This window comes from Streptomyces sp. NPDC059371 (genome assembly GCF_042751995.1).
GTDB lineage: Bacteria > Actinomycetota > Actinomycetes > Streptomycetales > Streptomycetaceae > Streptomyces.
On the sequence record NZ_JBHYXD010000003.1, the window covers coordinates 67,831 to 88,554 of the forward strand.

Consider the following 20,724-nt stretch of genomic DNA (forward strand, 5'->3'; position numbering starts at 1 on the left):
TTTTAAACGCCCCTGGGTCGGGGCGCCGCGCGCGGCCGGGTCACATCGTCCGGGTGCGGCCCTCCCAGTAGGGGTCGCGGAGCCGTCGCTTGTACAGCTTTCCGTTGGGGTCGCGGGGCATGGCGGCGATGAAGTCGACGCTCTTGGGCCGTTTGTAGCCGGCGAGTCGCCGCTCGCAGTGGGCGAGGATGTCGGCGGCGAGCGCCGGTCCGGCCTCGTGGCCGGGCGCGGCCTCGACCACGGCCTTGACCTCCTCGCCCCAGTCGTCGTGCGGGATGCCGAAGGCGGCCGCGTCGGCGACGGCGGGGTGGGAGAGCAGCGCCGCCTCGATCTCGGCGGGGTAGATGTTGACGCCGCCCGAGATGATCATGTCGATCTTGCGGTCGCGGAGGAAGAGATACCCGTCCTCGTCGAGCAGGCCGAGGTCGCCGACGGTGAAGAAGTCCCCGATGCGGTTCTTGCGCGTCTTGGTCTCGTCCTTGTGGTACGAGAATCCGCCCGTGCTCATCTTCATGTAGACGGTGCCGAGTTCGCCGGGCGGCAGCCGGTTGCCTTCGTCGTCGAAGACGGCCAGTTCGCTGATGGGCCAGGCCTTGCCGACGGTGCCGGGCTTCTTCAGCCAGTCCTCGGCGGTCGCGAAGGCGCCGCCGCCCTCGCTGGCCGCGTAGTACTCCTCGACGCTCTCCCCCCACCAGGCGATCATGGCCCGTTTCACATGGTCGGGGCACGGGGCCGCGCCATGGATGGCGTGCCGCATGGAGGTGACGTCGTAGCGGGCCCTCACCTCGTCGGGGAGGGCCAGCAGCCGGTGGAACTGGGTCGGCACCATATGGGTGTGGGTGCACCGGTGGGCGTCGATGACCCGCAGCGTCTCCTCGGGTGTCCACTTGTCCATCAGGACCAGCCGGTGGCCGATGTGCAGGGACGCGCCCGCGAACTGGAGGACCGCGGTGTGGTAGAGCGGCGAGCAGACGAGGTGCACGTTGTCGTCGAACGGCCGGATGCCGAAGATGGCGAGGAAGCCGCCGAGATACGACTCCTCGGGGAGCTTGCCGGGCAGCGGGCGCCGGATGCCGCGCGGGCGGCCGGTGGTGCCCGAGGTGTAGTTCATGACCCAGCCGAGGGTGCGGTCCCCGGGCACGGAGCCGGGCTGCCCGTCGAGGAGTTCGGTGTACGCCCTGAAGCCCTCGATCGCGCCGACGGCGTACCGCTGTGCCGGGGGGAGCTTCGCCTCGTCGGCGGCGCCCCGGGCGGCGTCGGCGAACCGTTCGTGGGCGATGAGGACCTTGGCTCCCGAGTCGGAGACGATCCAGGCGATCTCGGGGCCCACGAGGTGGTGGTTGACGGGGACGAGGTAGAGGCCCGCCTGCGAGGCGGCGAGGTAGGCGACGAGGAACTCGACGCCGTTGGGCAGGACGACCGCGAAGGAGTCGCCGCGTTCGAGACCGGCGGCGCGCAGTCCGTGGACGAGGCGGTTGGCCGCCTCGTGCAGCCGCCCGGCGGTCCACTCCTCGCCGGTGGGGGTGATCAGGACGACGCGCCCGGGGTCGGCGGCGGCCTGGGCCCAGAAGCCGTTGGGTGAGGTGGTCATGCTTGTTCCCCCCTGCCCGCGATGCGGTTGATGCGGTCGACGGTTCGCTCGAAGCCCCGGGTCAGGTCGTCGAAGACCTCCTGGACGGAGCGTTCACTGTTCATCCGGCCCACGATCTGGCCGACCGGTGTGCCGAGCAGCGGCTCCACCTCGTACTTCTGGATGCGGGAGACGGCGTCGGCGACCAGGAGTCCCTGGAGCGGCATGGGGAGCGTGCCGGGCCCGTCCGGGTCGTCCCAGGCGTCGGTCCACTCGGTGCGCAGCTGGCGGGCGGGCTTGCCGGTCAGGGCGCGGGAGCGGACGGTGTCGCCGGAGCCGGCCGCGAGCAGTTTGCGGGTGACGGCCGGGGAGTGCATGTCGGCCTCCGTCACGGTCAGCCAGACCGAGCCGAGCCACACCCCTTGGGCGCCGAGGCTCAGTGCGGCGGCCACCTGCTCTCCGCTGCCGATGCCGCCCGCCGCCAGGACGGGCAACGGGCCCACGGCGTCGACGACTTCGGGCGTGAGCACCATCGAGGCGATCTCCCCGGTGTGTCCGCCCGCCTCGTAGCCCTGGGCGACGACGATGTCGATGCCGGCCTCGGCGTGCTTGCGCGCGTGCCGGGCGCTGCCCGCGAGGGCCGCGACGAGCACCCCGCGCTCGTGGGCACGCCGGACGATGTCGGCGGGCGGTGAACCCAGCGCGTTGGCCAGGAGCTTGATCGGGTAGTCGAAGGCGACGTCGAGCTGGCCGCGGGCGACCTGTTCCATCCAGCCGGTGATGCGCCAGCCGGACGCCTCGCCCGCGGCGAGTTCGGGGACGCCGTACTTGGCGAGGGTGTCCGCGACGAACTGACGGTGCCCCTCGGGGATCATCGCCTCGACGTCGGCCTCGCTGACGCCCTCGACCTTCTTGGCGGGCATGACGACGTCCAGGCCGTAGGGCATGCCGTCGACGTTCGCCTCGATCCAGTCGAGGTCGCGCTCCAGGTCGGTGGGGGCGGTGTAGCGGACCGCGCCGAGCACACCGAACCCGCCCGCACGGCTGATGGCCGCGGCGACGGCGGGAAACGGCGTGAAGCCGAAAATGGCGTGCTCGACTCCCAGTTCCTTGCTCAGCTCCGTCTGCATGGGCGCAGGATGCCGCAGACGTCCGGACGAGGGAAGACCTTTTCTGATACTCCGTCAGATGCCATGGCGCCTCCCGGGAAGGGTTGACACGCCCACCCGTGACGGGAAAGTTCACTCGGCACGGCAGACCCGGAAAGATACTTTCAGGCGACGCGAGTGAGAGGCTTCCGATGAGCGAAGGCGTCAAGGACCCGGCGAACGGCACACAGGACGGAGCGGGCGGTGGACCGACCCGCCGTCAGTGGGGCAGCAGCGTACTGGCGATGGGCGGGGCGCTGGCCCTCGCCCCCTTCCCCGCGGGACCGGCGGCGGCCTCGGCGGGGGCTTCGGCGGGGGCTTCGGCGGGGGAAGGCCACCGCATGCTGAGGCACGGCACACCCCGGCAGGCCGGACTGCTCGCCGGCCATCTGCGTCAACTCGTCGCGGACGCCCAGGTGTTCCTCGGCCCCTCACCCCGACACCCCTGGTACGCCGGTGCCGTCCTGCTCGCGGGCCGGGGCGGCACCGTGGCCCTGCACGAGCCGATCGGCATGGCCGTTCGCTACGCGGCGTACGACGAGAAGACCGACACCGGCATCGAGTTCCCCGCCGAACAGCAGATCCCGGTGTCCGGGGACACGGTCTACGACCTCGCCTCCGTGTCCAAGCTGTTCACCTCCATCCTCGCGGTGCAGCAACTGGAACGCGAGGCGCTGGAACTGGAGGCCACCGTCGCCTCGTACCTCCCGGAGTTCGCGGGCGGCGGCAAGCAGAGTGTGACCATCCGTCAACTGCTCACCCACACCTCCGGGTTCCGCTCCTGGATCCCGCTGTACAAGGCTCCGACGCGCGAGGGAAAGCTCCAGCTCATCTGGGACGAGAAGCTCGCCACCGCGCCCGGCACCGCGTACCTGTACTCCGACCTGAACCTGATCTCGCTCCAGCTCGTCCTGGAGAGGATCACCGGCCGGACCCTCGACACCCTGCTGCGCGACGAGATCACCGGCCCCCTCGGCATGGACCGCACCCGCTACAACCCGCCCGCCTCCTGGAAGCCGCGGATCGCCGCCACCGAGGACGCGCGGCTCCCGTGGTCGGGACTGGACCGCGGGCTCGTGTGGGGCGAGGTCCACGACGAGAACGCGTACTCCCTGGGCGGGGTCGCCGGTCACGCCGGGGTCTTCTCCAGCGCCTGGGACCTGGCGGTCCTCGGGCGCACCCTCCTGAACGGCGGCGCGTACGGCAAGGCGCGCATCCTGCGGCCGGAATCGGTGGACCTGATGTTCACCGACTACAACACCGCCTTCCCCGGCGACGAACACGGCCTCGGCTTCGAGCTCTACCAGCATTGGTACATGGGCGCGATGGCGACACCGCGCACCGCCGGGCACACCGGCTTCACCGGCACGTCGCTCGTCCTGGACCCGACGACCGACTCCTTCCTGATCGTCCTCGGCAACTCCGTCCACCCCGTGCGCACATGGCGATCCGGCTCCGCTCCCCGGGTCGCCGCCGGGAACAACCTCGCGCGAGCCGTCGCGGTGCGTCCGGCGCACGGCCGTACGTCCTGGTTCTCCGGGACGGCGAACACGACCACGGCGACCCTGACACTGCCCGCGCTCGACACCACCGCCGGTCCCGCCCGGCTTCGCTGCGCGCTGTGGTGGGACACCGAACCCGGATCGGACACGCTGTTCCTGGAAGCCTCCGCCGACGGCGGCGCGACCTGGGAGCCGGTCCCCTTCACGACCCGGCGGCGAACCGAGGACCCGCAGGACCATCCGGCGGGCACGGCCACCGGATGGTCGGGACGCGCCTGGCACCGGCTCGGCGCCGACCTGCCGGACTCGGCCGCGCTCACGCTGCGCTGGCGCTACACGACCGACCGGCTGTACGTCGGCCGCGGCGCCTACGTCGACGGGCTGCGGGTCGAGTCCGGCGACCGCGCCCTCTTCGACGAGTCACGCCCCGCGGACACCGGGCGGATCGCGGCGGTGGGGTGGGTGCCGTCCGAGGACTGACGGCAGCACGGGGGCGCACACACCCGAGGGAGGTGCGCCCGCTCCCGGCGGGAGCACGCGCTCTCCCCGGGGGGCGCCCCTTCCTGGCCGGAGAGCGCCCCCCTCCTGGCCGGGGGCGCCCTCTCCTGGCCGGGGGCGCGCGCTCCTCGCAGGGGCGCCTTGATGGCGGGCCCTCGGTCTAGCCCTTCTGGTCCGGTGACTCCAGTACGGCCTTCGCGGCGTTGTGGCCCGGGACCCCGCTCACCCCGCCGCCGCGCACCGCGCCCGCCCCGCACAGCATCACGTTGGCGTGCCGGGTCTCCACGCCCCAGCGGCCCGTGTCCTCCTGGACGTAGGGGAAGGCGAGGTCGCGGTGGAAGATGTTGCCGCCCGGCAACCGCAGGTCCCGCTCCAGGTCGAGCGGGGTCTTCGCCTCGATGCACGGCCGCCCGTCCGCGTCGGTGGCCAGACAGTCGGCGAGCGGCTCGGCGAGGTGCGCGTCGAGCTGCGCCAGGGTCGACTTCAGCAACTCCTCGCGTACGGCGTCGTTGTCCCGCTCGAACAGCCGGGCGGGCGTGTGGAGGCCGAAGAGGGTGAGGGTCTGGTAGCCCCGCTCGACGAGGTCCTTGCCGAGGATGCTGGGGTCGGTGAGCGAGTGGCAGTAGATCTCGGAGGGCGGGGCGGTGGGCAGTTCACCGGCCGCGGCCTGCGCGTGGGCGGCCGCCAGTTGCTCGTACCCCTCCGCGACGTGGAAGGTCCCGGAGAACGCCTCGCGCGGGTCGACGGAGGTGTCGCGGAGCCTGGGCAGCCGCTTGAGCAGCATGTTCACCTTGAGCTGCGCGCCCTCCGCGGGGGCCGGCGGCTCGTCTCCGGTGAGGTGGGCGAGCTCCTGCGGCGAGGCGTTCACCAGCACGTGCCGGGCGGCGACGACACCCTCGCCGTCGGCCGTGCGATAGGTGACCTCGGCGGAGTGGCCGTCCGTGTCGATCCGCAGCACCTCGTGGCCGGTCTCGATCACGGCACCCGCCGCGCGGGCCGCGCCCGTGATCGCGTCGGTGAGGGCGCCCATTCCGCCGACGGGCACGTCCCAGGCCCCGGTGCCGCCGCCGATCACGTGGTAGAGGAAGCAGCGGTTCTGCCGCAGCGACGGGTCGTGGGCGTCGGCGAAGGTGCCGATGAGCGCGTCGGTGAGCACGACGCCGCGCACGAGGTCGTCGGCGAAGTACTCCTCGACGGCCGTACCGACCGGTTCCTCGAAGAGGATCCTCCAGGCGTCCTCGTCGTCGACGCGCGCCCTCAGCTCCTCGCGGGTGGGCAGCGGTTCGGTGAGCGTCGGGAAGACACGCTGGGCCACACGGCCGGTCATCCCGTAGAAGCGCTGCCACGCCTCGTACTCGCGCTCGGAACCGGTCAGCTTGGCGAACGCCTCGCGGGTGCGCCGCTCGCCGCCGCCGACGAGCAGCCCGGTGGGCCGTCCGTCGCGCTCCACGGGCGTGTACGAGGAGACGGTCCGGCCCCGGACCCGGAAGTCGAGGCCCAGGTCCCGCACGATCTTCCGGGGCAGCAGGCTCACCAGGTACGAGTAGCGCGACAGCCTCGCGTCGACCCCGGCGAACGGCCGGGTGGACACGGCGGCGCCCCCGGTGTTCCCCAGTCGCTCCAGCACCAGCACGGACCGTCCGGCCCGTGCCAGATAGGCGGCGGCGACCAGTCCGTTGTGGCCTCCGCCGACGATCACGGCGTCATATCCCTCGTGTACAGGCATGCCTCTTCGTAGCACGTGATGATCTACGGCGGCCAGGGGTGCGCGGCAAGCGGCGGCACCCGTACGGATCGGTCCGTCAGCCGCCCCGGCGGGTGTTGAGGCGGGCGGCCTGGCGGGTGAGATGGTCGCGCTCGGCCAGGTCGGGCGCCTTGCGCGCGGCCTCCGCGTACAGCCGTGCCGCCCTCGTCAGATCCCCGTCGCGCTCGTGGAGGTACGCGGCCACCGCGGTGTGGCGGGGCAGCGAGTCGTCCAGCTCCGCGAGCGCGGCGAGTCCGGCGCGCGGCCCGTCGGCCTCGCCGACGGCCACCGCGCGGTTGAGCCGGACGACGGGGCTGTCGGTCAGGCGCGCGAGTTCGTCGTACCACTCGACGATCTGGATCCAGTCGGTCTCCTCGGCGACGGGGGCGTCGGCGTGGAGTGCGGCGATGGCGGCCTGGGCCTGGAACTCGCCCAGCCGGTCGCGGGCGAGGGCCGCCTGGAGGATCGCGACGCCCTCGGCGATCGCCCTGGTGTCCCACAGGCCGCGGTCCTGCTCGGCCAGCGGCACCAGGCTGCCGTCGGGCGCGGTCCGGGCGGCGCGCCGGGCGTGGTGGAGCAGCATGAGGGCGAGCAGGCCGGCCACCTCGGGGTGGTCGGCCTGGGCCGCGAGCTGCCGGGTGAGCCGGATGGCCTCGGCGACGAGGTCGACATCGCCGGAGTAGCCCTCGTTGAAGACCAGGTACAGGACGCGCAGCACGGTGGCGACGTCACCGTGCCGGTCGAGCCTTCCCCGAGCTCTCGGCTCCGCTCGAGCAGGGGATACCCCAACGCCGGCCACGGTGCGCTTGGCGCGGCTGATGCGCTGCGCCATGGTCGCCTCGGGCACCAGGTAGGCCTGGGCGATCTGACGGGTGGTGAGCCCGCCGACGGCCCGCAGGGTGAGCGCGACGGCGGACGACGGTGTCAGCGACGGGTGGGCGCACAGGAAGTAGAGCTGGAGCGTGTCGTCCACCGAGGTCGCGGGTCCGGCCGCCGGTTCCTCCTCGACGAGGTCCTCGCGCCGGCGACGGGCGGCGTCCGCCCGGGTCGCGTCGAGGAACCGGCGCCAGGCCACGGTGACCAGCCAGCCCTTGGGGTCACGCGGCCGGTCGGCCGGCCAGACGCGGACGGCCTCGACGAGCGCGTCCTGCACGGCGTCCTCGGCCGCCGCGAAGTCTGCTCCGCGGCGGACGAGGACGGCGAGCACGCCCGGAGTGAGGCTCCGGAGCAGGGCCTCGTCCATGGGTGAGGTCACTCCGTGACCGTGGGGTGGGCGGTCAGGAACGGGCGCACCTCGAGCCACTCGTGGATCGGCTCGCCGCCCGCACCGGGGGCGGCCGACAGTTCCCCGGCCAGCTCGACGGCGCGCTCGTGGCTGTCGACGTCGATCACCATCCAGCCGGCGATGAGGTCCTTGGTCTCGGCGAACGGGCCGTCGGTGACCGGCGGGCGGCCCTCGCCGTCGTACCGGACCCACTGGCCCTCGGGGGCGAGCGCCTGACCGTCGACGAACTCACCGGTCTTCTCCAGCCGGGCCGCGAAATCGTTCATGTACTGGATGTGGTCGGTGATCTCCTCCGGCTTCCACTGGTCCATGGGTACGTCGTTGACCGCGGCCGGGGCGCCCCGGTAGTGCTTGAGCAGCAGGTACTTGGCCATGGTGATCTCCTCGGTACGAGTGCGACCCATTGTGGTCGCCTTCACTGCTGGGACGGAGCGGGCCACGGGTTCTCGACATCACCGGCCGAAATTTTTTCCCTCGTCGAGAATCTTGTGCGGAATCTCGTGGAGAACCGCAGGTCGCGTGCCTTCCGACGGGCCGCCGTCGCACCCGGCCGGGCGGTCAGCGCCCCTGGGCCGCGCGCCGCTGACGCAGGGCGGCCACCCTGCGGTACAGCTCCGCCGCCTCCCGTCCCTGGCCGAGCTGCTCCAGGCAGTGCGCCTCGTCGGTGCGGCTCGCGAGGGTGTCGGGGTGGTCGGCCCCGAGCACCCGTTCACGGGCGGCCGCGACACGCCGGTACTCGGTGAGGGCGTCGGCCCAGCGCCCGAGCCAGCCGAGCCCGACGGCGACCTCGCGGCGGCTGACGAGGGTGTCGGGGTGGTCGGCCCCGAGGGCGCGCTCGCGGATGACGCACACGTCACGGGACTCGGCGAGGGCCTCTTCCCAGCGGCCGAGGCGGCCGAGGTTCACACCGAGCCCGTGCCGGGCGCGCAGGGTCTCGGGGTGGGTGGGGCCCTGCGCGCGGATGCGGTCGCCGACGAGCGAGCGGTACAGCTCCAGCGCCTGGACGCTGCGGCCGAGTCTGCCCAGGCAGATGCCCACCTCGTAGCGGGCGGCGAGCGTGTCCGGATGGTCGGGTCCGAGCGCCCCCACACGCGTCGCGGCCACCTCCTGATACGTGTGCAGCGCCTCGGGCCAGCGTCCCAACTGACCGAGTACGTAGGCGACTTCATAACGCGTGACGAGGGTGTCCGGGTGGGCCGGGCCGAGCACCCGGGCGCGGGCCACGGCGACCTCGGCCGCCATGCGGTACGCGTCCTCCAGGCGTCCGAGTCTGCTGAGGTTGAAGGCGAGATTGTGGCGGCAGCGCAGGGTGTCCGGGTGGTCGGGGCCCATCGCGCGCTGCCGGGCGGCGAGGACCGACGTATAGGCCTGGTGCGCCTCGAAGTGGCGGCCCAACTGGCCGAGCACGTAGGCCATTTCCTGTCGCGCGGCCAGGGTGTCGGGGTGGTCGACGCCGAGCACCCGCTCTCTGGCCTGGGCGACACGCGCGTACTCGCCGAGTGCTTCGCCGGGGCGTCCGGTGCGACTGAGGGTGAAGCCGACCTCGTACCGGCTGGCGAGCGTGTCCGGGTGGTCGGGCCCGAGCAGCCGCTCCCGTTCGGCGGCGACCGAACGGTGGATCTCGCCCGCCTCGGTCCACCGGCCGAGGCGTCCGAGGCTCAGACCGGAGTTGTGGCGGCTCACCAGGGCGGTGATCGCCTCCGCCGCGGGAGCGGGCCTTTCGCCGTGACCGGGGAGGGGCGGAACGGCGGTGGAGGGGCGGGTGGTCCACTCTCCGGTGAGACCGGCGGACGCGTCGGGCGGGGTGCCGCGCCATCCCGCTCCGGTGGCCTTGTGGCCGGTCGTCATGCCCTGGGTCCAGGACGGCAGCCGGGGCGCGCGGGAGGGCGGCTGCTCGGGCCGGGACGGGAACCGCGGTGCCGCGGAGTGCCGTTCGGCTCCGGAGCGCGGCGGGGCCGGGGCGACCACCGTCGGCACGTACATCGGCGTGGTGCGCCCGGCGGTGATGCGACGGGCGAGTTCACCGGCGTCCGACGGGCGCTGTTCGGGCTGCTTGGCGAGCAGGTCGAGGATGATCCGCTCCAGGTACTCGGGGATGTCGGCCCGGTGGCTGCGCGGCGGCTCGGGCACGGTGTCGCGGTGGCCGACGAGGATGGCCCAGGCGTCGCCGAGGTCGAACGGCGGGGCTCCGGTGGCGATCTCGTAGAGCACGCACCCGAAGGAGTAGAGGTCGCTGCGCTGGTCGACCTCCGCGCCGCTGATCTGTTCCGGCGACATGTAGTGCGGGGTTCCCATGGCGACGCCGGTGCCGGTGAGCCGCGAGGTGAACCCGATGTCGTGGCCGAGGCGGGCGATGCCGAAGTCGCAGATCTTCACGGTGCCGTCGGTCAGCCGCATGATGTTCGCCGGCTTCAAGTCACGGTGCACGATGCTCTGCTGGTGGGTGTAGGCGAGCGCGGCGGTCACCTGGTCGGCGATGTCGACGATGTCGTCGACCGCGAGCGGACGAGACCGGTTGTCCTCCAGGAGTTGGCCGAGGTTGTGTCCCTCCAGCAGTTCCATGACCAGGTACAGCACCCCGTCGGACTCGCCGAAGTCGTGGACGACGGTCACACCGCGGTGCTGAAGGGACGCGGCGACTCTGGCCTCGCGCCGGAACCGCTCGCGCAGGACACGGGCGAAGGACGGATCGTGGTGCGGGCCGAGCGGCTTGAGGCACTTGACGGCCACCTGGCGGCCCAGTGATTCGTCCCGCGCCCGCCACACCTCGCCCATACCGCCGCGCCCGATCGGATCGAGGAGCCGGTACCGGCCCTGGATCAGCCTGCTCTCCGCCATCTCCTGAGATCGCCCCCGTCATGCTCGGCCCCGAAGCCGCCCCCGGCCACGTCCAGTATGACGAGCGATCAGCCGACTTTGTACGGCGTCGAAGGCGAGCCGGGGCCGAGCCGTGACACGGCCGGGAGAATGTCTCCGGCCGGGAGTCTCCGGCGCGGCCGCGCGGGGACACAGCGCGCCGTGGTGCCCATGACACCCCGCGCCGGATCACGGCGACGGGCACTCGGTGCGGGGCTGCCGCGCACCGCGTGGGCGCACGACGACAGAACAGGGTGCGCCGACCCGGCGCACACGCCTCCGGAGTGATTGTGCTGATCACGTGATGCACGTCGCCTGACCGTTGTGGAATGGATCCCGGGCGCCAACGCGGCACGAACTGTGCCGGAGGTGCACTGTGTGGCGGCCTGCCGGAGCGGCGAAGCCGGGCTGAAATCTCAAGGCATGATCACGAGTTGCGTCGTGGCGTTCAGGCTCCGGGGCCGGGGGTGTCCGGCGTCTTGCCTGCTTCCGTCTGCTCCTTGACACGCATCACCTCTCGGGCGGTTCCCACCAGGAAACCTGCCGCGAGTAATCCGATCACCACAGAACCCTGTCGAATCCCGTCGGCTTCGGATCCGTCCAGACGGCCGGCGTGACGGACCTCGGTGGGGTCCGACGGGTTGTAGACGATGGGTACGTGGCCTCCGGGCTTCGCGTCGTTTCCCGAGCCGTCTCCGACGTCGATATGCGCTCGTACCGTGCTGGACGGTGTACTGAAGCGCACGGCCAAGGAGTTCGCCCGGCCTTCCTCCGACCGGCCGGCAATGGCGACTACGGTCGCTTCGGTCCTCTGCCCGTGCTCCCGGAGGTTCCGCAGTATCTGGTCCTCCTGGCCGGCTTTCCATCCCATGAATCCGGCCACGGTGCCGAACATCAGGAAACCCACAGCAGTGCCCCGGGCTCCGGCCCAGCGGGGGTCCCGCAGCGGCGATGGCACACCAGGCCTGGAGACCAGCCCCGCCGCGAGGCGGCCCGGCGGGGGAATTCGGCCGGCCCAACGACGAGCCCAGCCCCACCGGCGTAACAGCAGGCTCGCGACGGCGCCCGCTGCGGACAGCGCCAGCGCGCCGCCGAAAACCTGGTTCCAGGTCAGCTCGAACGGATCGAATGCGAGCCACACCACGAAGGCCGCGACGCCTGCCAGCGAGGCCCACCCCTTGAGGAAGCGGTACTTCCCCCGGCTGTCGCTCTGTACGGACCCGCGCTCACTCATCTGCGCCTCCTCGCCCCGTTACGAGCTATGACGCACCGGTCGCCGCCGAGGTTGTAGGGGTAGCCGGCTCTGTGTCCGAGGCTCCGCGTTCCTGCCCGGAGGATGTGTTCGTTTCCGGGCTTGGCCTGCGGCAATGGACCAAGATCCCGTCCACGCCTCGTCAACAGACCTCGACATGGAGCGGCTTCGGGCTGCATCCGCCTGCACATACGCGCGGTTGGGGTGACCGGACCCGGAGCGGCGGGAGGCTCAGCGGGGCCGGTGGGCGGACTGGTGGCCGGGCCTTGGCTTCGAGGTCAGCCGTCCAGGCGGGCGATGTCCCGCCGCGGGTCGACCAGCAGGAAGGAGGCGATGGCGCCGAGGGCCAGGAGCAGCCCGGACGACTGGACGGCGCTCTGATATCCGGCGGTGCCCCGCGCGTCGACAAGGGCTCCGACGACGGCGGGCGCGGCGAGTCCGGCCGCGGTGACCACCGCGTTCATGGTGCCCAGGGCGCCGCCCGCGCGGGACGGCGGGGCGAGTTCGGCGACGGTGGTCGCGGCGATCGTCGCGTACGAGCCGCCGAGGCCGAAGCCGAGGGCGACCAGGACGGTCGTCGCCGTCCTGCCGTCGGCGAACGGCAGGGCCAGACAGCAGGCGGCACCGAGGGTGAGAAGCCCGCCGCCCACCCATCCACGGGCGCGGCGGCTGCCGATGCCGCGGCGCATCAGCCACCCGGTGACGCCCGCCTGGCCCAGCAGGGCGAGCGCCCCGACGAGCCAGGGGGCGATCACGACGGTGCCCGCCTCGTCGGCCGCGTATCCGAGGGCGTTGCGCAGATAGGAGGGCAGCCAGACCAGCATCAGGGCCACGCACCAGTAGCTGGTGAAGTAGGCGAGGGTGACGCCGATCCAGGTTCGGCTGGCGAAGATCTTCCGGTAGGGAGCGTCCGCCCGCGTCGGCACCGGCAGGACGGCCGCATCCGCACCGAGTTCCGTGCGTACCCTCCTACCGCCGTCCGCACCGACGTCTGTACCCACGTGCGCACCGACGTCCGCACCGACGTCCGTACCAATGCCCGCGCCGACCTCTGTACCGACGGAATGTCTGCCGTCGGCGCCGAGGGCCGCCCAGGCCACGGCCCACACCAGTCCCGCGGCGGCGAGGACCCACAGGGCGGCCCGCCATCCGTGGTGCTGGATCACCCAGGACAGTCCGGGCGCGGAGACGATCACACCGAGGGTGACGCCCAGGGTGACCAGCGCACCGGGCAGGTTGCGCCGCTCGTCCGGGAACCACGCGAGTGTGGCCTTCTGGGCCACGGGGAACGCGGGCCCTTCCGCCGCGCCGAGGAACATCCGCGAGGCGACGAGGACCGCGAGGCCGCCGCCGAACGCGGCCGGGACCTGGGCCACCGACCACAGGACGGCCATCACGAGGATGAGCGTCTTCGTGGACAGCCGGTCGGCCGCGAGTCCGACGGCCACCGCCGCCACGGAGAAGAGCAGGAAGAACGCGCTGTTGGCGAGCCCGAACTGAGTGGCACTCAGATCGAGGTCGGCGCGGATCTCGTCGGCGGCCAGACCCAGCACGGACTTGTCCGCGAAGTTGACCATCATGAAGACGACGAGCAGCGCGGTCACCGTCCAGGCGCGGGTGCCGCCGCCGGTGGCCGGGGAGGTCCCGGCCGACGGCCGGTGCACGGTGGGTACCGCGGTCATGGTTGCTCCTGTCGGAGAGGGACGACGGCCTTGCGCGGCAGGCCTGTCGAGGTGGTGCGGGCCGGACCGGGTTCAGGACAGCGGGACGCCCGCGATGGCGATGCGCTCCATGACGCGGCGCCGCGGGTAGTAGTCGTTGATCGCGTAGTGCTGGGTGGCGATGTTGTCCCAGACGGCGATCGAGTCGGGCTCCCAGTGGAAGCGGACCTGGTACTCGGGAATGCGCGCCTGGAGCACGAGGATGTCGAGCAGCTCGCGGCTCTCCGCCTCCGTCAGGCCCTGAATGCGGGTGGTGAAGGGCTCGTTGACGTACAGGGTCCTGCGACCGCTGCGTGGGTGGCGCACCGCGACGGGGTGCTCGGCGCGCGGCCACAACTCGCGGAAGGCGGCCTTCTGTTCGTCGTTCATGAGCGCGCCCCAACTGGGTTCCCAGTCGTGGACGGCGGTGAGGTGCTCGATGCGCTCCTTCATGCCGCCGGGCAGGTTGTCGTAGGCGGCACCCATGTCAGCCCACAGGGTGTCGCCGCCCGCGGCGGGAACCTCGACGGCGCGCAGCACGGAGCCGAGTGCCGGGTTGGTCATGAAGGAGTGGTCGCTGTGCCAGATGTTCTTGTTGCCGGCGGCCTTCGCGTCCTTGGCGAGGCGGGACACACCGGCGGTCTCCGTCTTCGGGAAGAAGGGGTTCGGCTCCGGGGAGCCCCAGACGGCGGAGAGCGCGAGCTGATGTTCGGCGGTGAAGCCCGTCTGGTTCCGGAAGAAGATCACCTTCCACTCCAGCAGCGCCTGCCGCAGCTCCTCGGCGAGCTCGTCGTCGATCGGCCGGGTCAGGTCGACTCCGCCCAGCACGGCGCCGAAGTGCGGGGTGAGCGGGTCGATCTCCAGGCGCTCGTAGGCGGCGGGCTCGGCACCGGGGGCGAGCCGTTCCAGGACGCGGCTTCCGTAGTACATGAGCGGCTTGTCCAGTACGGGCTTCGGGCGCTCGACGGGACTGGTCACGACAGGGCGCACGGGGGTTCCTCCCGACGCTGAAACCATATACGTAACCGGCAGTATCGATATTGAGTGGCGACGGGGCAAGGGGGTGCGGCGCGTGGATTTCGAGGCCTCCGCCGGCCGGGAACGCCTGGAAGGCATGCCGAGGGCACGCGGGAGGGGCGGGCGGCCGGTCGATGCAAGGGCGGGTAGCCAGTCGGCGCACGGGCGGGCGGCCTCGGCGTCCGGGAGAAGCCGGGTCAGCCGTCCACGTCCGGCGTCAGGGCCGGACGGCCACCGCTCGGGCGATACGGGCGGGACGGCATCGGCCTCCGAGAAAAGCCGGGTCGATCGTCCGGCGTCAGGGACGGACAGTCGCCGCTCCGGCGATACGGGCGGGCCGGCCTCGGCCTCCGAGAAAAGCCGGGTCCACGTCCGGCGTCAGGGCCGGACGGCCACCGCTCTGGCGATCATGTCCACCATCGAGTCGACGAGCGCCTCGTCCGGCAGTTGCTGTTCCCCGACCATCCGGAAGACAAGCGAGGCCGCGACCAGGGTCGAGGCGTCCGCCAGATCGACGTCGGGACGTACCTCGCCCCGGGCGACACCGCGTTCCAGCAGGTGCCGCGTCTGGCTCATCACCCGCGCCGTGTAGGCCCGGTAGGCGGCGGGCTCCGCACCCGCCTCGGCGGAGGCCCCGATCACCCCGGCGAGCAGACGGGCGACACCGGGCTGCCGGTACGCCTCCATGCGCGCGGTCAGAACCGCCCGCAGCTCCGTACGGAAGTCACCCATGTCCGGCACGCTCAGCGACCCGATCCGCGACTCGGCGGCGGCGATGACGAGGTCCTGCTTGGTGGGCCAGCGCCGGTACATCGCCGGCTTGCTGACCCCGGCGCGAGCCGCGACGGCGTCCATGGTGAGCGCGCCCATACCGCTCTCCGTGACCAGGGCCACGACGGCGTCCAGCACCGCCGTGGTGACGTGCTCCTGCCGCGGGCGCCCCGGCCCCCGCCGTACGCCCTCCACCCGCTGTTCCGCCATGCCGCGACCCTAGTCGACGCAGCCGAACCGGTTCTCCCGACGCTCCTCGGCGGACGGACGGACCCTGGCAAGAAGTTCTGAATGATGGTTCACTTCTTTCATGGCGTACCGCAAGACCCCTTCCGAGATCCGCCGGCTGGAAGCCGCCAGAGAGAACCTGATCGCCTGCGCCACCTCGGTCGTCGCCGAGGTGGGCTGGGCCCAGACGTCGGTGACCGCGGTCGCCGACTCGGCCGGGATCTCGGCCGGCTCGGTGTACCAGCACTTCCCGTCCAAGGCGGCCCTCGCCGTGGAGGTGTTCCGGCGCGCCGCCGGCCGTGAGGTGGAGGTGCTCGGCGAGGTACTGGACGGCGAGGGCGACCCCGTCGAACGGCTCGCCCTCGGAATCGAGGTGTTCGCGCGCCGGGCCCTGGAGAACCGCGGCCTGGCCTACGCCCTGCTCGCGGCCCCGGCCGAGGCCGCGGTGGGCGCCGAGCGCCTCGAATTCCGGCGCCGCTACCGCGCGTTGTTCGCCGAGGTGGTGCGTCAGGGGATGGCGGCGGGTCTGCTGCCCGCGCAGAACGGCGAGATCACCGCCGCGGCGCTCACCGGCGCGATCGGTGAGGTGCTCGTGGACCCGCTCGGCGCCCCGGCCGAGCGGAATCCCGACGAACTCCTCGCGGAAATCACCGCCATGGCCCTGCGGTGCGCGGGCGCTCCTGCCCGCTCTTCCCCGCTCCTCCCCGCCGACCGCACACCGGAGGTTCCCTCATGACCGCGACCACCACGGCACACAGCCGTCCCACCGCCGTGACGCACGAAGTGACCAACCAGGCACCGCCGTTGACGGGTCACGATGTCGCGGCCGACCCCGTGCTGCTCGAAGGCGTGAACCGCGAGGGGGCTTCCTGGCACCTCGAAGACCTCCACCGGTTCGGCCGGTACGTCGGCAGCGCGGAGGCGCAGACCTGGGCGGACCAGGCCAACCGTCATGAGCCGGAACTGCGTACCCACGACCGCTACGGCCATCGGGTGGACGAGGTCGAGTTCCACCCCGCGTACCACTCGCTGATGGACGCCTCGGTGAGCGCGGGTCTCGCGGGCGCCGCGTGGGCCGACGACCGTTCCGGCGCCCATGTCGCGCGGGCCGCGGGCTTCATGCTGGCCACGATGCTGGAGCCGGGCCATCTGTGCCCCGTCTCGATGACGTACGCGGTGGTTCCCGCCCTGCGCCACTCCCCCGAACTCGCCAAGGTCTACGAGCCCCTGCTCACCAGCCGCGTCTACGAACCCGGGCTGCGCACCCCGGCCGAGAAGCCGGGCCTGCTCGCCGGGATGGGCATGACCGAGAAACAGGGCGGCAGCGACGTACGCGCGAACACCACCACCGCGACCGAGCAGAGTGACGGAACGTGGCGGCTGCGCGGCCACAAGTGGTTCACGAGCGCCCCGATGAACGACCTGTTCCTCGTCCTCGCGCAGGCGCCAAGCGGGCTGTCCTGCTTCCTGGTCCCGCGCGTGCTGCCCGACGGCAGCCGCAACACGTTCCGCGTCCAGCGGCTGAAGGACAAGCTCGGCAACCGCTCGAACGCCAGCAGCGAGCCCGAGTTCGACGACACCGTGGCCTGGCTCGTCGGCAGCGAGGGCAAGGGCGTGCGCACCATCATCGAGATGGTGACCATGACCCGCCTGGACTGTGTGCTCGGCTCCGCCGCCGGTACCCGCGCGGCCCTCGCCCAGGCCGCCCATCACGCGCGCCACCGTTCCGCGTTCGGCGCCAAGCTGATCGACCAACCGCTCATGCGCAACGTACTCGCCGATCTGGCACTGGAGTCGGAGGCCGCCACCACCCTCGCCCTGCGGCTGGCCGGCGCCGCGGACCGGGCCCAGCGCGGGGACGGCGGGGAGCGCGCCTTCCTGCGTCTGGCCACGGCCGTCGGCAAGTACTGGGTGTGCAAGCGCCAGCCCGCCGCGGTCGCCGAAGCCCTCGAATGCCTCGGCGGCAACGGCTACGACGAGGCGTCCGGCATGCCCCGGCTGTACCGCGAGGCCCCGCTCAACAGCATCTGGGAGGGCTCCGGCAACGTCAGCGCCCTCGACATGCTGCGCGCCCTCACGCGTGAGCCCGACTCGCTGGAGGCGTTCCACGCGGAGATCGAGGCGGCGACCGGCGCCGACCCCCGATTCGACGCCGCCTGGCGGGAGTTGCGGGGCGAACTCGTCCTCACGGAGGACGCGACCCTGCGAGCCCGCCGGGTCGCCGAACGCGCCGCCCTCGTCCTCCAGGCTTCCCTGCTCGTCCGCCACGCACCGCCCGCGGTGTCCGACGCCTTCTGCGCGTCACGGCTGGCCGGCGACCGGGGCCTGGCCTTCGGAACCCTGCCGCCGGGTACGGACTTCGCGGGGGTGCTGGAACGGCTCCCGGCCTGACGGCCACCGGGGCCGACGACGGCATCGGCGGCTACCAGGGCCCGGCGACGGGAGTGGTCGTCGGGCTCAAAGCTGGGGTGGTACGTCACCGCCGAGGAGCGTGATCAACTGGGCCAGGCGCGCGTCCAGTTCGCGGCCGACTTCGGCGATCTGCGGATTTTCGTAGCTGTCGAACAACAAGCTGGGCTGGTCGACAGCGAGTTTGGTGTCGCCGTCCGGATCGGCGTAGATCAACGAGGGAAGCGGTGCGTGCAGCACGGCCGACGCGTCCTCCCGGAACGCCGATTCGGCGACGACGTGATTGCCCATCAGGTACTGGGTGGCCTTCCAGAGGGACTGAGAGCCGGCCATGAGGGCGCAGACGTCGCTGCGGTAATAGCGCATGAACCCGTGGGGGGCGTTGATCTCGGCAAGTTCGAGCGTGGCCTTCCACGAGCCCAATTGGTAGAAGCGAGGGAGATCGGCCTCGGGGACGAGGGTCTCGAACTGCTCACAGGCCGCGTCGTACGGACGCGGCAGCGTCACGACAAGCCTCCGCGCGGGGTGATCGAAGGAGGTGCTGGCGGTGGTCATGGCCGTACCTGTTCGTCGTTGGAGCGGATGAGCTCAACACCGTGGACGTCGACCGTGATGGAGGGAAAGTTGAGGTTGACGCTGTTGTCGGGGTTACGGCGGAACATTCGTCGTCGCGTCGGCATGACCAGCCCGTCGAAATTCTGGTGGTGGCTGGTGTAATGGCCGACGAGGAAGCTGTTGTTGACTTCGGCGACGTAGTCCATGCGACGCTGCATACCGAACGCGTCATAGTAGAAAACCGAGTTCGGGCTGTGCGTGGCGATGTCGGCCGGGAAGCGCACCTGCAGGCGCCGCCACGTCTGGCCGGCCTCGTGCCACGGCTCTATCTCGTGGGCCCGCACGCCCGGGTAGGTGAAGAGAAACGGGCTGGTGAAGTAGTTCCAGCAGGCGTAGCCCAAGAAGTAGCCGAGGTGCGGAGCGTCCCAATCGGTGTTCCGTAGCATTCCCTTGAAGGCGGCGCGGGCGGGTGCGAGTGTCTCCACCGGTTCGCCGTCGAGAGTTTGCACGGTGACGCTGTCGGTCGCCGCATCGAAGATCATCTGCCACTCGGGGCGGGTGAACGGGGTGAACACGATGTGTTCTCTGGCCGTGTCGATCGTCAGAACCTGATCGAAGCTTGTCCCCGGCGGCCAGCCCTTCATCCCCCAGACAGGGCCGTCGATGGAGACATCGGCCTTCAAGGCACCTACCGAGTCCCAGAGTTCTCTACCGCCGGCAGTGGCGATAGCCAGATCGAGGAGTTCAGTACTCATGGCCTGGGTTCTTTCCCTAGCAAATGCGTACTCTACCTAGTCTCTCGCAGCGCACGAGGCACGCAACTCGACTCCTCGCGGCGCACGAGGCAACGCAATCTGACCTCTCGCGGCGCACGAGGCCACGCAACTCGCCGAACGCACGGCCCGGCCACCCGCACAGCTCATGCCCACGCTGTGCGGGTGTTGAACAGGTCGTGCCGGAGCGACTCCAGCGATCACTCCGTCGATCACTCCGTGCCGGTCGACCGTTTACGGCTGACCACAACGAGTCCCACGCCCGCGACGAGCATTCCGCCGGCGGCGGCAGCCCCGACGAGACCGAGAGGCGTGAGCCCTGTCTCCGCGAGGGCCGGCGTGGGGGACTGCCCGCGGGCGGCGTCGCGAATGAGCTCGGCGATCGCGTCGGGGTGGGAGATCATCACACTGTGGGAGGAGTCGATCTCGACGGTGTGGGAGCCGGCGCGCGTGGCTTCGAAGCGCTCCAGGTCGGGGGCTATGGCCTTGTCGTTGGTCGCGACGGCGGCCCAGGAAGGGATGGTCCGCCACGCGGCGGACGTTGCCTTGTCGGTGAAGGCTGTGGCCGCGATGGGGCGCTGGGCCGCGGCCGCAACCGTTGTGGCCGTCTGCGGGAGGTCCGCGGCGGCGATGGCGTGGAACTTGTCCGGGGCGACGTAGAGATCTGTTCCCTTGGAACCGTCCGCGTTCGCGAAGGGCACTTGCACCAAGGCGGGGTTGAGCTCACTGCCGGGGAATTTGGCGGCGAGTTGGCCGACCGTCTCGCCCTTGTCGGGCATGAAGGCGGAGACATACACGAGCGCCTTGACGTTGGAGTTGCCGGACGCCGCCTCGCTGATCACTGCGCCGCCGTACGAATGGCCGACCAGGACGATGGGGCCTTTGACACTCCGTAGGACGCTGGCGATGTAGGCGGAGTCGGCGGGCAGGCCACGCAGCGGATTGGCCGGAGCGATGACACGGTAGCCGTCGGCCTGAAGGCGTCCAATGACGCCGTTCCACGTGGACGCGTCGACGAACGCTCCGTGTACCAGTACGACGGTCGGTTTGCTCCCGGCAGCGCCAGTACCTTTGTCGGGGGCGGTGGCCCCTCCGTCGGCCACGGCCGGCGCCGCTGCCGACAAGGCCGCCGCGACCACCAGTGTGGCGATGGCTGCGTGTATTCGGCGCGAGTGTGGCCGTACCGCGGGGAACGACGTCATGACTGATCTCCTTCGGAGGACGGGCGGGGCGCTCGCCAGCCTGTCCTCCGTGCACCGCACGCGCATTCGCGGCGAACCACATGAGCGAATCACCTCGTCCGTTCAGGTCATGTCGATGGATTCGCGCTTCAGCGACAGGTGGCCCAGTAGATGTCCGGCACAACAGAGCAACCTGTGATCAGAAGAGACATCTGACCCGGTACGGCGACCCGCG

16 protein-coding genes are annotated in these 20,724 nt (G+C 71.4%); 3 read left to right on the forward strand and 13 right to left on the reverse strand.

Annotated features, from left to right (window positions below; all coding sequences use genetic code 11):
- Window positions 1-40: 40 nt before the first annotated feature.
- Both ACFXGX_RS02730 and ACFXGX_RS02735 read right to left on the reverse strand, forming a co-directional pair.
- The gene (locus ACFXGX_RS02730; protein WP_384783934.1) at window positions 41-1,591 is read right to left on the reverse strand and encodes an acyl-CoA synthetase; all 1,551 of its coding nucleotides are present in this window, start codon (window positions 1,589-1,591) and stop codon (window positions 41-43) included.
- On the reverse strand, window positions 1,588-2,700 hold the full coding sequence (locus tag ACFXGX_RS02735; protein WP_384783936.1) for an NAD(P)H-dependent flavin oxidoreductase: 1,113 nt from the start codon (window positions 2,698-2,700) through the stop codon (window positions 1,588-1,590). The genes ACFXGX_RS02730 and ACFXGX_RS02735 overlap by 4 nt, the downstream gene beginning before the upstream one ends.
- Window positions 2,701-2,870: 170 nt before the next feature.
- On the opposite strand from ACFXGX_RS02735, the gene ACFXGX_RS02740 reads away from it, so the two are divergent.
- Window positions 2,871-4,700, forward strand: a complete 1,830-nt coding sequence (locus ACFXGX_RS02740; RefSeq protein WP_384783938.1) for a serine hydrolase — start codon at window positions 2,871-2,873, stop codon at window positions 4,698-4,700.
- 178 nt (window positions 4,701-4,878) lie between these two features.
- Here the strand turns inward: ACFXGX_RS02740 and ACFXGX_RS02745 are convergent, their stop codons facing one another.
- From ACFXGX_RS02745 to ACFXGX_RS02780, 8 genes are all read right to left on the reverse strand, one after another.
- Entirely contained in the window at window positions 4,879-6,444 is a 1,566-nt protein-coding gene (locus ACFXGX_RS02745; protein WP_384783940.1) for a phytoene desaturase family protein, read from the reverse strand.
- Window positions 6,445-6,520: 76 nt separating this feature from the next.
- Window positions 6,521-7,705, reverse strand: coding sequence for an RNA polymerase sigma factor (locus tag ACFXGX_RS02750; RefSeq protein ID WP_384784214.1), 1,185 nt, complete (start codon window positions 7,703-7,705; stop codon window positions 6,521-6,523).
- An 8-nt stretch (window positions 7,706-7,713) separates the two neighbouring features.
- Complete coding sequence (locus ACFXGX_RS02755; protein ID WP_355776206.1) at window positions 7,714-8,121, reverse strand: YciI family protein; 408 nt, start codon at window positions 8,119-8,121, stop codon at window positions 7,714-7,716.
- Window positions 8,122-8,305: 184 nt separating this feature from the next.
- Window positions 8,306-10,585 carry a tetratricopeptide repeat protein gene (locus ACFXGX_RS02760; protein ID WP_384783942.1) on the reverse strand — a complete coding sequence of 760 codons (2,280 nt, stop codon included), beginning with the start codon at window positions 10,583-10,585 and terminating at the stop codon, window positions 8,306-8,308.
- A gap of 466 nt (window positions 10,586-11,051) precedes the next feature.
- A complete protein-coding gene (locus tag ACFXGX_RS02765) occupies window positions 11,052-11,837 on the reverse strand; it encodes a DUF3592 domain-containing protein (RefSeq protein ID WP_384783944.1) in 786 nt (261 codons plus the stop codon).
- 296 nt (window positions 11,838-12,133) lie between these two features.
- Window positions 12,134-13,537 (reverse strand): MFS transporter, encoded by a 1,404-nt coding sequence (locus tag ACFXGX_RS02770; RefSeq protein ID WP_384783946.1) that lies wholly within the window; start codon window positions 13,535-13,537, stop codon window positions 12,134-12,136.
- 72 nt (window positions 13,538-13,609) lie between these two features.
- Entirely contained in the window at window positions 13,610-14,485 is an 876-nt protein-coding gene (locus tag ACFXGX_RS02775) for a TauD/TfdA dioxygenase family protein (protein ID WP_384784215.1), read from the reverse strand.
- A 465-nt stretch (window positions 14,486-14,950) separates the two neighbouring features.
- Window positions 14,951-15,553, reverse strand: a complete 603-nt coding sequence (locus ACFXGX_RS02780; protein ID WP_384783948.1) for a TetR/AcrR family transcriptional regulator — start codon at window positions 15,551-15,553, stop codon at window positions 14,951-14,953.
- Between the two features lie 100 nt (window positions 15,554-15,653).
- Here ACFXGX_RS02780 and ACFXGX_RS02785 point away from each other — a divergent pair, with 100 nt between their 5' ends.
- Entirely contained in the window at window positions 15,654-16,307 is a 654-nt protein-coding gene (locus tag ACFXGX_RS02785) for a TetR/AcrR family transcriptional regulator (RefSeq protein ID WP_384783950.1), read from the forward strand.
- Entirely contained in the window at window positions 16,304-17,962 is a 1,659-nt protein-coding gene (locus ACFXGX_RS02790) for an acyl-CoA dehydrogenase family protein (RefSeq protein WP_384783952.1), read from the forward strand. The genes ACFXGX_RS02785 and ACFXGX_RS02790 overlap by 4 nt, the downstream gene beginning before the upstream one ends.
- Before the next feature lie 66 nt (window positions 17,963-18,028).
- On the opposite strand, the gene ACFXGX_RS02795 is transcribed toward ACFXGX_RS02790, so the two are convergent.
- The 3 genes from ACFXGX_RS02795 to ACFXGX_RS02805 all read right to left on the reverse strand — a co-directional run bounded on the left by ACFXGX_RS02795 (window position 18,029) and on the right by ACFXGX_RS02805 (window position 20,510).
- Entirely contained in the window at window positions 18,029-18,535 is a 507-nt protein-coding gene (locus tag ACFXGX_RS02795; protein WP_384783954.1) for a hypothetical protein, read from the reverse strand.
- The gene (locus ACFXGX_RS02800) at window positions 18,532-19,290 is read right to left on the reverse strand and encodes a hypothetical protein (protein WP_384783956.1); all 759 of its coding nucleotides are present in this window, start codon (window positions 19,288-19,290) and stop codon (window positions 18,532-18,534) included. The genes ACFXGX_RS02795 and ACFXGX_RS02800 overlap by 4 nt, the downstream gene beginning before the upstream one ends.
- Before the next feature lie 230 nt (window positions 19,291-19,520).
- The gene (locus ACFXGX_RS02805; protein WP_384783958.1) at window positions 19,521-20,510 is read right to left on the reverse strand and encodes an alpha/beta fold hydrolase; all 990 of its coding nucleotides are present in this window, start codon (window positions 20,508-20,510) and stop codon (window positions 19,521-19,523) included.
- Window positions 20,511-20,724 lie beyond the last annotated feature (214 nt).

What these genes read in the sequence shown, in the direction of transcription:
- ACFXGX_RS02730 (WP_384783934.1), bottom strand. Translation starts at nt 1,591, where the DNA reads ATGACCACCTCACCCAACGGCTTCTGGGCCCAGGCCGCCGCCGACCCC.
- ACFXGX_RS02735 (WP_384783936.1), bottom strand. Translation starts at nt 2,700, where the DNA reads ATGCAGACGGAGCTGAGCAAGGAACTGGGAGTCGAGCACGCCATTTTC.
- ACFXGX_RS02740 (WP_384783938.1), top strand. Translation starts at nt 2,871, where the DNA reads ATGAGCGAAGGCGTCAAGGACCCGGCGAACGGCACACAGGACGGAGCG.
- ACFXGX_RS02745 (WP_384783940.1), bottom strand. Translation starts at nt 6,444, where the DNA reads ATGCCTGTACACGAGGGATATGACGCCGTGATCGTCGGCGGAGGCCAC.
- ACFXGX_RS02750 (WP_384784214.1), bottom strand. Translation starts at nt 7,705, where the DNA reads ATGGACGAGGCCCTGCTCCGGAGCCTCACTCCGGGCGTGCTCGCCGTC.
- ACFXGX_RS02755 (WP_355776206.1), bottom strand. Translation starts at nt 8,121, where the DNA reads ATGGCCAAGTACCTGCTGCTCAAGCACTACCGGGGCGCCCCGGCCGCG.
- ACFXGX_RS02760 (WP_384783942.1), bottom strand. Translation starts at nt 10,585, where the DNA reads ATGGCGGAGAGCAGGCTGATCCAGGGCCGGTACCGGCTCCTCGATCCG.
- ACFXGX_RS02765 (WP_384783944.1), bottom strand. Translation starts at nt 11,837, where the DNA reads ATGAGTGAGCGCGGGTCCGTACAGAGCGACAGCCGGGGGAAGTACCGC.
- ACFXGX_RS02770 (WP_384783946.1), bottom strand. Translation starts at nt 13,537, where the DNA reads ATGACCGCGGTACCCACCGTGCACCGGCCGTCGGCCGGGACCTCCCCG.
- ACFXGX_RS02775 (WP_384784215.1), bottom strand. Translation starts at nt 14,485, where the DNA reads ATGTACTACGGAAGCCGCGTCCTGGAACGGCTCGCCCCCGGTGCCGAG.
- ACFXGX_RS02780 (WP_384783948.1), bottom strand. Translation starts at nt 15,553, where the DNA reads ATGGCGGAACAGCGGGTGGAGGGCGTACGGCGGGGGCCGGGGCGCCCG.
- ACFXGX_RS02785 (WP_384783950.1), top strand. Translation starts at nt 15,654, where the DNA reads ATGGCGTACCGCAAGACCCCTTCCGAGATCCGCCGGCTGGAAGCCGCC.
- ACFXGX_RS02790 (WP_384783952.1), top strand. Translation starts at nt 16,304, where the DNA reads ATGACCGCGACCACCACGGCACACAGCCGTCCCACCGCCGTGACGCAC.
- ACFXGX_RS02795 (WP_384783954.1), bottom strand. Translation starts at nt 18,535, where the DNA reads ATGACCACCGCCAGCACCTCCTTCGATCACCCCGCGCGGAGGCTTGTC.
- ACFXGX_RS02800 (WP_384783956.1), bottom strand. Translation starts at nt 19,290, where the DNA reads ATGAGTACTGAACTCCTCGATCTGGCTATCGCCACTGCCGGCGGTAGA.
- ACFXGX_RS02805 (WP_384783958.1), bottom strand. Translation starts at nt 20,510, where the DNA reads ATGACGTCGTTCCCCGCGGTACGGCCACACTCGCGCCGAATACACGCA.